Below are 14,463 nucleotides of genomic sequence, written 5' to 3'. Positions count from 1 at the left end.
CTGGACCGGGTGAAAGACTGCCGCGCATGCGCGAGGTGGGCAACAGACGCTACCGGCTGGAACGTGAGCTGGGCCGGGGTGGCATGGGGGCAGTGTGGCTCGGAAAGGACACCGTCCTCGGCCGCGACGTCGCCGTGAAGGAACTGCTGCTGCCCGTGGGCGTACCGGCTGAGGAACGCGCCGTGTACCAGGAACGCGTGCTGCGCGAGGCACGCATCGCCTCGCAACTCCAGGACCCGGCGGTCGTCACCGTCTACGACCTCATCTCCGAGGACGACCAGACGTTCATCGTGATGGAGCTGATCAACGCTCCGACGCTGGAGTTCCTGGTCGAGAGCTCCGGACCGCTCAGCGCCCGCGCGGCGGCGACGCTCGCGGGCCAGCTGCTGAACGCGCTGGAGGCGGCGCACGGATCCGGCGTCGTGCACCGGGACGTCAAGCCCGGCAACGTGATGGTGCCCGGCAGGGGCACTGCGAAGCTCACCGACTTCGGCATCGCCCAGTCCGTGGACGATCCCCGGCTGACGGCGACCGGCACGCTGATCGGGTCGCCCGCCTACATGTCCCCGGAACGCCTGGCGGGCGGCGAGGCCTCGCCCGCCTGGGACCTGTGGGCGCTGGGGGCGACGCTGTTCTTCGCGGTGGAGGGCCGCGGCGCGTTCGACCGCGCGACCACCTCGGCGACGATCCTCGCGGTGATGAGCGAACGCCCGGTGCCCCGGATCGCGGGCCCGCTCGGCGAGCTGATCACCGGCCTGATGGAACCCGACCCCGCCCGCAGAATCGGTGTGGCGCAAGCACATCGGCTGATCGAACGCGCGCTCGTAGTCGGGGAGCCGAAGCCGCCCGTGGACGGTCCGACGCTGAGGGTGCAGGTCCCGCCTCCTCCACCCACGTCCGGCCCGGTGGTCATCGGCCAGTTCGCCCCGGCCCCGTCCATCTACGTTCCCCCACGCCGGAAACGCCCGGTCGGACTGATCTTCTCGGCGACGCTGATCCCGCTGTTCCTCGTCGGCGCGATGGTCCTGTTGTACTTCACCGTGTTCAAGCCGATGTTCACGAACATGGGCCTGGGCGTGACCGACGGCCCCGCGAGCACGGCCGCGATGCAGCCCGTCCTGACCCTCGGCCCGGACGGCGACATCAAGGGCGAGAACCTGATGGCGTTCCGCAACTCGTGCCTCACCTGGCTGCCCGCCAAGGACGCCCCGAAGATCCAGACCAAGGATCGCGTCGGCTGCTACGCCGAGCACGACGTCGAACTGCTCGACACCGTCCTCGCCAGCACCGAGATGGAGAAGGACGTGGCGTACCCCGGCGCCGAGCAGCTCACCAAGACCGGTGGCACCGGGTGCACGCGCACGTTCCTGTCGGCCAAGGTCGGCGGTCAGGACAAGGAGAAGACCCTGCGGTACTGGGTCATCATCCCGACCGCCGAGGCCTGGAAGGTCAAGACGGAGAACGGTTACCGCAGTTCCAGCCGTCTCATCTACTGCTTCGTCGGCAAGGCGGACGGCGCGAAGCTGACCGAGCCGCTCATGAAGGACTAGTCCTCGACCACGATCGCCGAAGCCGGGCACACGGCCGCCGCGTGCCGCACGTCAGCGAGGCGCTCCGCCGGCGGGCTGGCGTCCAGCAGGTCCACCAGACCGTCGTCGTCGCGCTGGTCGAACACGTCGTCCGCGGCCAGCACGCACTGCCCGGCGCCGACGCACTTCCCCTGATCCACCACTACCTTCACGGCCTACCTCCAGGTGATGGGCAGCTCGGCGACGCCACCGGTGAGCGTCGCGCGGACCTGCAGCTGGTCGAGGTCCTTGGCGAGCCTCATCGACGGCAGGCGCTTGGCCAGCGCGGCGAACACCACGCGCAGTTCGGTGCGGGCCAGGGAGGCGCCGATGCAGAAGTGGGCGCCGTGGCCGAAGCCGAGGTGTGTCCTTTCCGGACGGTCCGGGTTGAACTCCTCGGCCTCGGAGTACACCGAGGCGTCGCGGTTGGCCGCGTTGACCGAGATGACCAGCGCGTCACCGGCCTTGATGGTCACGCCCGCGATGTCGACGTCCTCCTTCGCGTACCGCAGCAGGCCGAGGTCGCCGGGCGCGCCGAGGCGCATGACCTCCTCGACCACCGCGTCGACGCGGCCGTCCGGGTCGGCGACGAGCGCGTCCCAGCGAGAACGGTCGGTGAGCAGGAACAGCACGCCGAGGCCGATGCGGTTGACGGTGGTCTCGTGGCCCGCGAACAACAGTCCGACGCAGAGCCGGACCATCTGCACGTAGTCGAACGACGGGTCCTCGGCCTGGGCGCGGACGAGGTCGGAGATCACGTCTTCACCGAGGTTCCCCCGCTTGCCCTCGACGAGCCCGACCATGTAGCGGAAGAACTCCTCGCGCGCCTCGTGGGCCGCCTCGCCGATCTCGGTGCTCGCCATGCGCTCGGACAGCGACGCGAACAGCTCGTTGTCCTCCTCCGGCACGCCGAGCAGCCCGCAGATCATCGCGACGGGCAACGGGAACGCGAGGCCGCGGTGCAGGTCGACCACGCCGGTCTTCTCGTGCTCGGCGGTCAGCTGGTCGATGCAGCCGTCGACCAGCCTCTCCATGTTCTCGCCCAGCATCCGCATCCGCTTGGCCGAGAACGCCGGCGTCAGCAGACGGCGCATGCGCGTGTGGTCGGCCTCCTCCGTCGCGTACTCGCCCGTCGGACCGTCCTGCACGGCGGAGGTCGAGATGCGGGACGCCTTCTCCGGTTCCGGGTGCGACCGGCCGAAGCGCTTGTCGCCCAGCAGGAGGCGGACCTCCTCGTACCGCGTCACGAGCCAGGCGGGGTCGCCGGCCGGTGTCGTCACGGGCGCGATCGGCGCCTCGCGTCGCAGCACCTCGTAGAGCGGAGCGAGATCGAGGACGTTCGGCCTGGCCAGCGGCAGCTTCAGGCGCTCTGCGTCAATGCTCATGCACCGACCGTAGCGCTTATTGGCAGATGGTGCCAATAAATGTTCCCGGTCGGGCGACGTGCTTAAATCGCCCGATGACGGACGTTGTGACAGAAAAGCCTCGCCGGGGCAGGCCGCCGGTCAGCGACGAGCAGCGTCAACGTCAGCGCCTCGACATCTCACGCCACGCGGTCCGCCTCTTCGTCGACCAGGGCGTCGCCGCCACGTCCGGCGAGCAGATCGCGCAGGCCGCGGGCGTCTCCGAACGCACGTTCTGGCGCTACTTCCCGCACAAGGAGAGCTGCGTCGAACCGCTGCTCACCAAGATGGTCGACGCCTTCTGCGCGGTGCTGCACGACTGGCCGCGCGAGCTCGAACTGATCGACCACCTGCGCGAGGCCTACAGCCCGTTGCTGGACGCGGCCACCGACGAGGACATCGAGGCCGTGCTCGCCGTCGTGCGGCTCACCCACGGCGAACGGGCGTTGCGCGCCGCCTACCTGATGCTGCGCGAACGGGCGGAGAACGCGCTCGCGGAGGTGCTCGCCGTGCGCGCGGGCATGCCGCGTGACGCCATCGAGGTCCGCGTGCAGGCCGCCGCCATGAGCGCGGTGCTCAAGATCGCCACGGACGACGTCGCGACGGCCGCGGCCGACGGTGTCACCAGGGAGACGCTGGACGGGCACCGCGAGCAGATCGCCACGGCGCTGCGCGGCCTGTCACGGATGTTGTAGCTGCTGCGAGAGCCCCCAGTAGACCGCCACCACGAGCGCGACGGAGATCCCCACTCCGATCAGGCCCGCCGAGCGCGATGAAGAAGAACAGGACGTACTCGATCCCCTGCCAGCCGAGCGGCTGGAGTGCGTCCGTCACCAGAGAGACGACCGTCAGCACGAGCAGGGCGTCGGTCGCGGTCTGTTGCGGGCACGGCTACACCTGCAGATTCGACAGGGCCCACACGAACACGACGATCAGCGTGATGACGACGACCACGCCGACCGTGCCGGCCAGCGCCAGTCCCGTTCCGGCCGAACGCCACGGAGCGGGCGCGGCCACCTTCACGACGAGACCCGCGATGGCGGACCCGAGCGCGATCCAGACGAACGAGTAGGCGTATTCGCCGCCCTGCCAGCCGAACGACTCCAGGGCGTCGGTCTGGAAGGCGACGACGGTCAGCACGAGCAGCACCGCGGTGGTGGCGAACCCGGCCAGAGCGGCGAGGCGGCCACGGTCGATTTCGGTCACACGTCGAGAGTGCCGAGGGTTCCCGCGACGGGCATCGGTACAACTACTCAGCCGGGTAGCGTCGGGCCGGTGGAAGATCAGGCGGACATGACGGCGCGGCTGGCACGGCGGTTCGGACCGGAGGTCGCCGGCTGGTGCGCCGACGTGCCGGCGCTGGTGGAGCGGGTGAGCGCGCGGTGGGGGCTCGTGCCGGGGGAGGCGCTGGAACCCGGTGCGGTGTCGGTGGTGCTGCGGTGCCGGTGGCCCGACGGCACGCCGGCGGTGCTGAAGCTCAGCCCGGACGCGGAGTTGCTGGCCGCGCAGAGCGAGATGCTCGCGCTGTTCGCCTCCTCGGGACGGGTTCCGGCGGTGCTGGCCGCAGAGGGCGACGCCGTCGTGCTCGAGGAGGTGTTGCCGGGCACGCTCGCCGAGGACCTGTCGTTCGCCTCGCTGCCCGGCCGGTGGGCCGATCTGCTGGCGGCGTTGCACGGTGTGCCCGCGCGGCCGGTGGGGTTGTTGCGCGACCGGTGCGAGGAGTCCTTCGCGCGGATCGGGCGGCGGCTGGCCGAACCGGTGATCGGGGCGCGGATCAGCCGAGCTCTTTGGGACAGGGCACGAGCTCGGTGCGAGAAGCTGCTCGACACGGACACGTCGCCGGTGTTGCTGCACGGCGACCTGCACCCGGGCAACGTCCTCGACGGCGGGGAACGCGGGCTGATGGCCATCGATCCCAAGGCGTGCCTGGGTGATCCGTGCTTCGACGTGGTCGACCTGGTGCTGGCCGGGGCCGGGCAGGAGGGGGTGCGAGCCCGGTGTGAGGCCGTGGCGACGGCGTGCGGGCTCGACGGAGACCGGTTGTTCGCCTGGAGTCAGGCGATCGCGCCGATGCTCGCCATCGCGCACCTCGCCCACAGCGGTGACGAGGCGGCGATCGACGAGCTGCTCACACTCTGAGCAGCGACACGACCCGGTCGCGCAACGCGTGGGCGACGGAGTCGAAGCCGTTCTTCACGTACGTCCGCTGTGCCTCGAAGACCGCGTCGGCGTACCTGCCGGTGAACGTCTCGAAGGTGCGGTAGCTGCACCGCCGCGGCCCGAGCGGCGTGATCAGCTGGTCCCGCGTGCCGAGGAGGCCTGGGAACGTGTCGCCGGTGTCGTAGCGCAGCAACCGCGGCGGCTCGACCTCGCGGATGTACTCGCGGCTGATGAACGTCCCCTCGCCGCCGTCCGGGCGTGGCAGGGTGAGGTCGATCGGCGAGTCGATCTCCAGCGTCGTGGCGACCGCCAGCGTGTAGGGATTCCACTGTGGATAGTGCGGGTAGTCGAGAAGCACTTCCCACACGAACGAGGCAGGCGCGTCGATCTCGACGACCACGGATTCGATGAGGTGAGTCATGCCGGCATGTACTCCCCGCCGTTGACGTCCAGCACCGCGCCGGTGACCTCGGAAGCGTGCCGGGACAACAGGTACAGCACCGCGCCGGCGCAGGCGTCGTCGGTCGGGATGCGGCCCAGCGGGTTGCGGGCGGCGATCTCGTCGTAGACGTCCTGCTCGGTGATCCCGCGCGCCTCCGCGGTGAACTTGAGGTAGAAGCGCACGCCCGGTCCGTCCAGCCAGCCCATCACGGCCTGGTTCGCGCGGATGCCGTGCTCGCCCAGTTCCAGTGCGAGGAACTGGGTCGCGGTCGCCATCGCGGCCTTCGCCACGGCGTAGCCGCCCTCGCCGCGCATCGGTTTGCGGGTCGTCATCGTGCCCACGTTGACGATCGACCCGCGCCCGGCCGCCTTCATGTGCGGCACGACCGCGCGGGTCACGTTCAGCGCGCCGAACAGGATGATGTCCATCGACCGGCGGACCGCCTTCTCCGGCGTCTCCAGCAGGTCGAACCAGCCCGGATGCCCGAACGCCGAGTTGACCAGGCCGGTGATGGTGCCGAACCGCGCCACGGCCGTCTCGACCAGTTCCGCCACCTGCTCGGGCTTGCGCACGTCGCACTGCACACCCACGGCCTCGCCACCGGCGGCGACGATGTCCTTCTCCGCCTGCTTCATCACGTCGCCGGAGCGGGCGGCCATCACGACCTTCGCGCCCTCGGCGGCGGCGCGGACGGCGAGCTTCGAACCCAGGCCGGGGCCGACGCCGGTGATCACCACGACCTCGTCTTGCAGCATCACAGGTAGACCTCCGAGTAGAAGGCGAAGTCACGGCGCAGCTGGTCCTCGGACAGCCCGAAGTCCTCTGGCGTGTAGGAGTGCGAGCCGTGCCGTTCGGTGCGGTTGCGCGCCAGGTAGGTCTCGAACGCCGCGGAGTCGGCGGGACCGGCCGGCAGGCCGAGCGCGTCCAGCACTTCGCGGGCGACTTCGAGCGGTTTGCTGACGGTGTCGGCGAACCGCACGTCCACGAACCGGTCCGGGCGCGCGGACCGGGCGGTGGCGAAGTCCCGCAACGTCTGGGCGAACCGGCGGGACCAGTACCGTCCAATTCGGACCGGATCGATGTTCTCGCTGTACTGCGAGGACATCGCGCGCACCATCGACGCGTACGACGGCACCGCGCTGACCGGCGAGCGGTGCGTCATCACGATCTTGCAGTCGGCGAACTCGTCCAGCACCGTGTCGACGGCGGTCAGGTGGTGCGGCGACTTGAGCACCCAGGGCAGCGAGCGGGAAGTGTTCTGCCACTGCAACACCTGCAACCACTCGCGCAGCTCGCGGTAGGCCGGGCGCTGGTCGGCGGACCGCAGCCAGTCGCCGTAGGAAGGCACCCAGTAGAACGAGTCGAAGCTCATCGACACGAACGTCCGGTCCAGCAGGATCACGTCCTCCTCCGGCCCGTCCCACACCACGGTGTGCAGGTCGCCGAAATCGGGGGAGAGCTGCGAGAACATCTCCATGCGTTCCTGGGCACGACGTTTGCGCTGCTCGGCGTCGGGGCTTTCGCCGGGGAACGGCAGCGGGTAGGCGACCTCCCACGACAGCGTGGACGTGACCTGGGGCGACGCCGCCAGCAGCCGGTGCAGCAGCGTGGAACCGGTGCGCGGCAGGCCACAGATCTCGGCGGCCACCCGGACCTCGACGTCCAGCACCCCGGGGTTCGCCCGCTGCAACGCCCGCAGCCGCAACCGGTCGGACAGCAGCGCGGTCAGCCGGTGCCTGGTCAGCTCGAAACCCAGCGGGGACAACGCGGCCTCGGTGTTGAGGCTGCGCACGAGCACGTCCAGCGGCTCGCGGAACCAGTCGTCGCCGAAGTCCGAGAGCCCGGTCTTCGCGGTCGCCTTCTCCAGCAACTCCGGCACGTTCAGCGCGGTCGTGACCGTCATCGAACCTCCTCCAGGGGCACCACGCGGCACTTCGGGATCGGGTGGGCGCTCGCGCCGAGCCAGCGCAGCAACGCGGTGCCGGAACTGTGGCCGCAGGTGTCGATCCAGTTGCCGACACCGGGATCCTCGGCGGCGACCACGATCGTTAAGCGCCCCTCGGACAACGACGCCGTGTGCTTGTTGACCGTGATCTTGCGGCGGTGGTCGAGCGACTCCATCCACCAGTTGTCCAGCTGGAAGTTCCAGTACGGGCAGTCCGGCACGTCGGTCTCGATCACCCACGCCTCGCCGGGCCCCAGCACCCAGTACCCGTGCAGGTAGAAGATCTCCGGGTCACCGCCGGCCCGCTGGAACATCTCCTGGCCGAAGTCGGGCAGTTCGTTGGGACGCGCCATGAACGTGCGCGTCCAGTGCGCGAACGTCGCCGCGGTGCCGTGCACCGACAAAGCCGCCCGCTGCAACGCTTTCGCCAGGAACTCGGGCGTTAGTGCGGCCGGTTCGGCGGGCCCGCCGACCTGCTCGATGTGCCACTGGCCAGGCTTTTCGGAGCTTCGGTCGAGATAGGTCTGCCGCACCACCAGGCCAGTCGAGTCGGGGGCGAGCGGCAGCCAGTTCCCGGTCTGCGGCTCGGCGCTCGCGATGATCTCCACCGTGCCGTCCGGCGCGATCGTCAGGTCCGCGTCGGAGAGCTCGCCGGTCGACGCCATCGTGCCGTCCTTGGCGTACCGGTTGGCCTTCGAACCGATGCTGAAGTACGCGATGCTGCCGCGCGTCCCGGTGATCCGGTACGTGCGGTCGCCGCGGACGTTCGCGGACAGGTAGACGTTGTCCGGGTTGTCCGCGCCGATCTTCACGAGGTCGAGCTCGTGGAAGCGAGGGAAGTCGGGATCGGCGTTGTCCAGGCAGGAGTAGAGCATCTCGCGGGTGAGCCGCGCGAGGTACCGGTAGCCCTCCGCCCGGTCGAGCGGAGTGTCCGGTGCCTGGTCGGAGAGGATCACCTCACCGGCCTTCTCCAACGCCCGGCAGAACTGGGACCACGCCTGATCCGGCACGACTTCCTCCCGAATTTAGAACGTGTTCTAGCTGAACGTACACGATTTTGGACAACGTTCAACAGACGCCGAGCGCACGAAGCCGGGCCACCACGGCGTCGGCCGCGGCCTGCGGGCTCAACGTCGTCGTGTCGAGCCGGATCTCGGGTTCCAGTGGCGGTTCGTAGGGGGAGTCGATGCCCGTGAAGTTCGCCAGCTCACCCCTGCGGGCCTTGCGGTACAGGCCTTTCGGGTCGCGCTGCTCCGCCACGGCCAGCGGTGTGTCGACGAAGACCTCGCAGAACTCGTCCCCGCCGACGAGTTCCCGTGCCAGCGCCCGCTCGGCCAGGAACGGCGAGATGAACGAGACCAGCACGATCAGCCCGGCCTCGACCATCAGCGCGGCGACCTCGGCGATCCGCCGGATGTTCTCGACGCGGTCGGCGTCGGTGAACCCGAGGTCGGAGTTGAGGCCGTGCCGGACGTTGTCGCCGTCGAGCAGGAACGTGTGCCTGCCCTCGGCGTGCAGCGCCTTCTCGACCAGGTCCGCGATCGTGGACTTGCCCGCGCCGGACAGCCCGGTCAGCCACACCACGCACGGCCGGTGCCCGTTGCGCGCGATCCTGGCCTGTTTGTCGACGGTGAGCGTCTGCCAGCGCACGTTCGACGGGCTCAGCGCGAAGTCGATCATCCCGGCGCCGACGGTGGCGTTGGACAGCCGGTCGAGCACGACGAACGAGCCGAGATCGCGGTTCGCCCGATAGCTCTCGAACGGCACGGGCGCGTCGAAGTGCACGGTGTCGATGCCGATCTCGTTGAGCCCCAACGCCTTGGACGCGGTGAACCCGACGGTCCGCGCGCCGATCTTCGCCAGGTACTGCCGGCCGGGCAGCAACCCGTTCTCGTGCAGCCAGACCAGTCGTGCCTGGAACGAGTCCGCGATGCCCGGTGGATCCTGCGCGGCGCCCAGGACGTCGCCCCGGCTCGCGTCCACGTCGTCCGCGAGCACGACGGTGACCGACGCTCCCGTCGGCGCCTCGTCCAGATCGCCGTCCATCGTGACGATCCGGGCCACGGTGGTGGTCCGGTTGCCGAGACGGACGGTCTCGTCTCGCCTCAACGTCCCGCCCAGCACGCGCCCGGACAGGCCGCGGAACGTCGCGTCCGGCCGGTTGACCCACTGCACGAGGAACCGCGACGGACCGGCCCGTCGCGCACGGGGCTCGACCGTTTCCAGCCACTGCAACAGGGTCGGCCCGTCGTACCAGGGCGTGAGCTCGCTGCGCCCGACCACGTTGACGCCCTCGGTGGCCGACATCGGCACGCAGGTGATCTCGTCGAAGTCCAGCTCCCCGGCCCACTCGGCGAACGACGCGCTGACCTCGTCGAACACCTCCCGCGAGTACCCGAGGAGGTCGAGCTTGTTCACGGCCGCCACGACGTGCCGAACTCCGAGCAACGAAGCGATGCGCGCGTGCCGGCGCGTCTGACTGAGCACGCCCTTGCGCGCGTCGAGCAGGATCACCGCGGCATCGGCGGTCGACGCGCCGGTGACCATGTTGCGGGTGTACTGCTCGTGTCCCGGGGTGTCCGCGACGATGAACCGCCGCGCTTCGGTCACGAAGAACCGGTAGGCGACGTCGATCGTGATGCCCTGCTCGCGTTCGGCGGCCAGCCCGTCGACCAGCAGCGCGAAGTCCAGCTCACCGCCGCGCGTGCCGACCCGTTTCGAGTCCGCCTCCAAGGCCGCGAGGTGATCGGCGTACAGCAGCTTCGACTCGTAGAGCAGGCGCCCGATCAGCGTGCTCTTCCCGTCGTCCACGCTGCCGCAGGTGATGAACCGCAGAAGCTCCATCAGAAGTACCCCTCCCGCTTCTTGCGCTCCATCGACCCGCTCTGGTCGTGGTCGATCACCCGTCCCTGCCGCTCCGACGTCGTCGCGGTGCGCATCTCCTCGACGATCTCCGCGACCGTGCGGGCCTCGCTGCGCACCGCGCCCGTCAGCGGATAGCAGCCCAGCGTCCGGAACCGGACGAGTTCGTGGCGTGGTTCCTCGTGCAACGGCATCCGGTCGTCGTCGACCATGATCAGCGCGCCGTCGCGGTCGACCACGGGCCGCCGTGCCGCGAAGTACAGCGGCACAACGGGAATCCGCTCGCGTTCGACGTACCGCCACACGTCCAGCTCGGTCCAGTTCGACAGCGGGAACACCCTGATGCTCTCGCCGGGCGCGACCCGCGTGTTGTAGAGCCGCCACAGCTCTGGCCGCTGGTTCTTCGGATCCCACTGGTGCTGCGCGGTGCGGAACGAGAACACCCTTTCCTTGGCACGCGAGGCTTCCTCGTCGCGCCGGGCGCCACCGAACGCCACGTCGAACCGGTGCTCGTCCAGCGCCTGCCGCAGACCCTGGGTCTTCCACAGGTCGGTGTGCCGCGCGGAACCGTGGTCGAACGGGTTGATGCCCTGCGCCACGCAGTCCGGGTTGCGGTGCACGATCAGGTCCAGACCCAGCTCGGCGACCGTGGCGTCCCGGAACGCGATCATCTCCCGGAACTTCCACGTGGTGTCGACGTGCAGCAAGGGGAACGGCGGCCTGGACGGGTAGAAGGCCTTGCGCGCCAGGTGAAGCAGCACCGAGCTGTCCTTGCCGATCGAGTACAGCAGCACCGGCCGCTCACCCTCCGCCACGGCCTCGCGGAAGATGTCGATGCTGTCGGCTTCCAACTGGTCGAGGTGGTCCACGCCCCGAGAGTAGCGACCAAACCGAACAACGTTCAATATGCTTCTGAACGTTGTTCAAAGTAAGCTGCGGATCGTGAGCACCGAGCAAACGGCCTGGGGGGACGCGGAGGGCAGACGGCGCGACATCCTGTCGTCCGCCGAGCTGATCCTCGAGGAGCAGGGCTACGCGGGCCTGACCATGCGCGCGATCGCGGTCGGCGCAGGCGTCAGCTCCGGCACCGTCTACCAGTACTTCTCCGGCAAGGAGGACGTCTTCGCGGCGTTGATGGAACGCCGCCTGGACGACCTGCAACGCACCCTGGCGAACGTCGACCGGAGCCTCGGGATCGCGGGCGTGCTCAAGGAGATCGAGCCCCAGATCACCGAGCTGTGGCGGCGCTTCGGCCGTTCGGCGGCGCAGTGGGAGGCCAAGGTGCTCTCCGGCGGCCGCAGGGGCAAGGAGGTCGCCGGATCGGCCCAGGACTACCGCAAGACGCTCAAGGCGCTCGCGAAGGCGCTGACCGAGACCGCCGACGCCTGCGGCCAGCAGCTGATCGACGATCCCGCGCTGCCGCACTGGGTGTGGGACTCGCTGATCGGCCTCGCGGACGACCTGCTGCTGCAGGGCGCGCGGATCAACCGGGTCAAGCCGGCTCAGCTGATCGAGTTCGCCACCGGTGCGATCGAACGGGGCGTCATCGCCCGCTGACGAGCTGGTCGTAACGCCGCCGGATGCTCGTGCCCAGGATGCTGACGTCGGCCCCGTAGACGTGGATCGAGATCGCCACGGAGCTGGAGTTGTTGCACACCTTGTGGATGTCGCCCGGCGGCACCAGGTAGGACGCCACGCCCTCCGGGGTCTTGTTGACGCGCAACGGGATCAGCCGATCGCCGCGCAGCCGGTAGGTGGTCTCTTCTTCTTCGCCGACGTAGGTGCCGACGACGCACCACGAGACGTGGTCGTGGATGCACGTTTCCTGGCCCGGCAACCAGACCAGCGCGACGACGGAGAAGGTGCCGTCCGGCTCGACGTGCAGGACGTGCTGGCGGTACGCGTTCGGGTCGGGTTCCCGTTGCGCCGCGCTCAGCAGGAACGGGTCGGTGAGGTGGCCTTCGAGCGTCCTGGACACCCGTGCGGCGACGGCCGCGTCGTCACCACCGCCCGCGATCGCGGCCCGGAGCGAGCCCACCAGAAGCGTGGCCGTGGGGGAGAGCAGGCTGTGCGTCATGAGCGGGTCCTCCTTCGAGGAACGGGGAGATCAGCCGATCAGCACCGTGCCCGTCAGCACGAGGACGACGATCACCGTGGTCGAGAGCAGGCCCAGCAGCAGCACCGCGGGGCCGGAGCGGATCAGGGAACGCAGGCGCACCGCCGTGCCGAGGGCGAACATGCCCGCCGCCAGCAGCACGTTGTCCACGAACGTCGCCGCCGACAGCACGACGTCGGGCAGCAGGCCGGTGGCGCGGATCGCCGCCATGGCCAGGAATCCGAGCACGAACAACGGCACGATCGGCGGTCGCTGCCCGGATGTCGGGTACTTGAGGCGTTCGGCGAAGCTCACGGCGGCGAGCATCGGCGCGAGCAGCACGACCCGCGTCAGCTTCACCGCGACGGCGATGGCCAGCGCGCCGGTGACCGGTCCGGCCGCGGCCACGACCTGCGCGACCTCGTGCACGCTGCCGCCCGCCCACACCCCGTACTGCGCGGGGGTGAGGCCGGTGAGCGGGAACAACGCGGGCAGGCTGAACATCGCGACCGTGCCGAAGAGCGTGACCAGGCCGAGCGCCTTCGCGACGTCGTCCTCGTCCTGCTCGCGCACGCTGTTCATCGCGGCGACCGCGGAGGCACCGCAGATCGAGAACCCGGTCGCGATCAGCAGCGACAGGCCCTCGCTCACCCCGAGCACCCGGCCGAGCCACCGCGTCACGACGAACGTGACGACCACGGCGACGACCGCGAGCAGCAGGATCTCGTACCCGAGCTTCAACACGTCCTGGAAGACCAGCTTGAGCCCGAGCAGCACGACACCGAGACGCAGCAGACGGCGTCCGGCGAGCTTCACTCCCGGAGTGACCGACCGCGGCAGCGTCACGACGTTGGCCACGACGGCACCGAGCAGCACCGCGACCGTGAGCGCGCTGACCGAAGGCTGCAGCCAGGACACCACCATCGCGACCGCGACACCGCCCGCGACCAGGGTCAGGCCGGGCAGCACCGAGTCGGTCGTGCGCGGAGTGGTCCTGACAATGCCCATGCGACCAACCATGACCAGTGCGAGCTATGCGCAGTAGATGGCCATTTGTTGGGGGCGTATAAGGCGCGCTTATGCCTTCGCCGACGCGGAGATCAACGCGTCCACGGTCGCGCGCATGATCGGCAGTTTGATCAGGTCCGGCCACGTGTAGAGCGAGGTGAGCCGTTGTGCCGCCGAGGCCACCTCGACCACCGTCAGACCGGGGTGCTTCAGGAACGACAACAGCAGCCTCGGCACCAGCGCGACGCCCAGACCTGCGGTGACGAGACTCTGGATGGCCAGGTTGTCGTCCGTCGAGCAGGTGATGTCCGGGACGAACCCGGCCGCCCCGCACGCCAGGTGCAACGCGCGCTGGCACCGCACACAACCGGCGATCCAGCGTTCCTCAGCCGCCTCGGACAACGACACGCGCTCACGGCCGGCGAGCCGATGCCCCGAGGGCACGAGCAACGCGAGCGGTTCGCGCAGCAACGGCACGCTCAGCATGCCGTTGACCGTGGCCTCGTCCTGCGGTTCGTCCAGGTAGCTGAAGCTCAGCACCACGTCGACCTCACCGCGCCGCAGCAGCGCGAACGAGTCCGGCGGCTCCTCCTCGACGAGCTCGAGCCGCAGCTGAGGCCGTTCCTCTGCCAGGATCGCCGCCGCCGCGGGCACCAGCGACACGTTGGCGCTGGGGAAGGCGCAGATCCGGATCGTGCCGATGTCGTGCGTCGCGATAGCGCTGACCTGCTGATGCGTCGTCGCGAGCTGGTCGAGCAGGTCCGACCCGCGTTCCGCCAGGATCCGCCCGGCCTCGGTGAGGTGCAGCCCGCGACCCGTCCGCACGAACAGCGGCCCGCCCACCTGCCGTTCCAGCGCCCGCATCTGCTGGCTGACGGCGGGCTGGGTGCAGTGCAGCAGTCGAGCGGCGGCGCTGAACGATCCGGTTCGCGCTACCGTCGCGAAGACCTCGAGCTGGCGGGTGTCGAACATTTCCGCAC

General features: G+C 69.6%; 16 protein-coding genes. 4 read left to right on the top strand and 12 right to left on the bottom strand.

Translation table 11 applies throughout. The features are described from left to right. The first annotated feature begins 26 nt into the window (after positions 1-26). Positions 27-1,550, top strand: a complete 1,524-nt coding sequence (locus tag ACH413_RS11130; protein ID WP_360030865.1) for a serine/threonine-protein kinase — start codon at positions 27-29, stop codon at positions 1,548-1,550. On the opposite strand, the gene ACH413_RS11125 is transcribed toward ACH413_RS11130, so the two are convergent. Both ACH413_RS11125 and ACH413_RS11120 read right to left on the bottom strand, forming a co-directional pair. Next, positions 1,547-1,741: a ferredoxin gene (locus ACH413_RS11125; RefSeq protein WP_360030863.1), complete on the bottom strand. Its 195-nt coding sequence runs from the start codon at positions 1,739-1,741 to the stop codon at positions 1,547-1,549. The two genes, ACH413_RS11130 and ACH413_RS11125, sit on opposite strands and share 4 nt — an antisense overlap. 3 nt (positions 1,742-1,744) lie before the next feature. After that, positions 1,745-2,953: a cytochrome P450 gene (locus ACH413_RS11120; protein ID WP_360030861.1), complete on the bottom strand. Its 1,209-nt coding sequence runs from the start codon at positions 2,951-2,953 to the stop codon at positions 1,745-1,747. Positions 2,954-3,027: 74 nt separating this feature from the next. Here ACH413_RS11120 and ACH413_RS11115 point away from each other — a divergent pair, with 74 nt between their 5' ends. Continuing rightward, positions 3,028-3,666 (top strand): TetR family transcriptional regulator, encoded by a 639-nt coding sequence (locus ACH413_RS11115; protein ID WP_360030859.1) that lies wholly within the window; start codon positions 3,028-3,030, stop codon positions 3,664-3,666. A 196-nt stretch (positions 3,667-3,862) separates the two neighbouring features. Here the strand turns inward: ACH413_RS11115 and ACH413_RS11110 are convergent, their stop codons facing one another. Beyond that, positions 3,863-4,177: a hypothetical protein gene (locus ACH413_RS11110; protein ID WP_360030857.1), complete on the bottom strand. Its 315-nt coding sequence runs from the start codon at positions 4,175-4,177 to the stop codon at positions 3,863-3,865. A gap of 69 nt (positions 4,178-4,246) precedes the next feature. On the opposite strand from ACH413_RS11110, the gene ACH413_RS11105 reads away from it, so the two are divergent. Further along, positions 4,247-5,110, top strand: a complete 864-nt coding sequence (locus ACH413_RS11105) for an aminoglycoside phosphotransferase family protein (RefSeq protein ID WP_360030855.1) — start codon at positions 4,247-4,249, stop codon at positions 5,108-5,110. Here ACH413_RS11105 and ACH413_RS11100 read toward each other — a convergent pair. The 6 genes from ACH413_RS11100 to cysD are packed head-to-tail and all read right to left on the bottom strand — an operon-like array spanning position 5,100 to position 11,249. After that, on the bottom strand, positions 5,100-5,552 hold the full coding sequence (locus ACH413_RS11100) for an SRPBCC domain-containing protein (protein WP_360030853.1): 453 nt from the start codon (positions 5,550-5,552) through the stop codon (positions 5,100-5,102). The genes ACH413_RS11105 and ACH413_RS11100 overlap by 11 nt on opposite strands. Continuing rightward, positions 5,549-6,328, bottom strand: coding sequence for an SDR family oxidoreductase (locus tag ACH413_RS11095; RefSeq protein WP_360030851.1), 780 nt, complete (start codon positions 6,326-6,328; stop codon positions 5,549-5,551). Before ACH413_RS11095 ends, ACH413_RS11100 begins: the two co-directional genes overlap by 4 nt. Then, positions 6,328-7,476, bottom strand: coding sequence for a sulfotransferase (locus ACH413_RS11090; protein ID WP_360030849.1), 1,149 nt, complete (start codon positions 7,474-7,476; stop codon positions 6,328-6,330). The genes ACH413_RS11095 and ACH413_RS11090 overlap by 1 nt, the downstream gene beginning before the upstream one ends. Then, a complete protein-coding gene (locus ACH413_RS11085; RefSeq protein ID WP_360030847.1) occupies positions 7,473-8,528 on the bottom strand; it encodes a DUF1214 domain-containing protein in 1,056 nt (351 codons plus the stop codon). Before ACH413_RS11085 ends, ACH413_RS11090 begins: the two co-directional genes overlap by 4 nt. Positions 8,529-8,586: 58 nt before the next feature. Next, the gene (cysC, locus tag ACH413_RS11080; RefSeq protein ID WP_360030845.1) at positions 8,587-10,362 is read right to left on the bottom strand and encodes an adenylyl-sulfate kinase; all 1,776 of its coding nucleotides are present in this window, start codon (positions 10,360-10,362) and stop codon (positions 8,587-8,589) included. After that, positions 10,362-11,249, bottom strand: coding sequence for a sulfate adenylyltransferase subunit CysD (gene cysD, locus ACH413_RS11075; protein WP_360030843.1), 888 nt, complete (start codon positions 11,247-11,249; stop codon positions 10,362-10,364). The genes cysC and cysD overlap by 1 nt, the downstream gene beginning before the upstream one ends. Before the next feature lie 73 nt (positions 11,250-11,322). On the opposite strand from cysD, the gene ACH413_RS11070 reads away from it, so the two are divergent. Further along, positions 11,323-11,937 carry a TetR/AcrR family transcriptional regulator gene (locus ACH413_RS11070; RefSeq protein WP_360030841.1) on the top strand — a complete coding sequence of 205 codons (615 nt, stop codon included), beginning with the start codon at positions 11,323-11,325 and terminating at the stop codon, positions 11,935-11,937. Here the strand turns inward: ACH413_RS11070 and ACH413_RS11065 are convergent. From ACH413_RS11065 to ACH413_RS11055, 3 genes are all read right to left on the bottom strand, one after another. Beyond that, positions 11,924-12,457 (bottom strand): cysteine dioxygenase family protein, encoded by a 534-nt coding sequence (locus ACH413_RS11065; protein WP_360030839.1) that lies wholly within the window; start codon positions 12,455-12,457, stop codon positions 11,924-11,926. The two genes, ACH413_RS11070 and ACH413_RS11065, sit on opposite strands and share 14 nt — an antisense overlap. Positions 12,458-12,487: 30 nt before the next feature. Continuing rightward, entirely contained in the window at positions 12,488-13,483 is a 996-nt protein-coding gene (locus tag ACH413_RS11060) for a putative sulfate exporter family transporter (protein WP_360030837.1), read from the bottom strand. A gap of 69 nt (positions 13,484-13,552) precedes the next feature. Next, positions 13,553-14,455 carry a LysR family transcriptional regulator gene (locus ACH413_RS11055; protein ID WP_360030835.1) on the bottom strand — a complete coding sequence of 301 codons (903 nt, stop codon included), beginning with the start codon at positions 14,453-14,455 and terminating at the stop codon, positions 13,553-13,555. Positions 14,456-14,463 lie beyond the last annotated feature (8 nt).

Origin of the sequence: Lentzea sp. NPDC020367 (assembly GCF_044387305.1) — a bacterium.
In the GTDB taxonomy this organism is placed as follows: Bacteria; Actinomycetota; Actinomycetes; order Mycobacteriales; family Pseudonocardiaceae; genus Lentzea.
The sequence above is the reverse complement of the archived record's forward strand: the minus strand, read 5'-3'. Positions and strand labels throughout refer to the sequence as shown.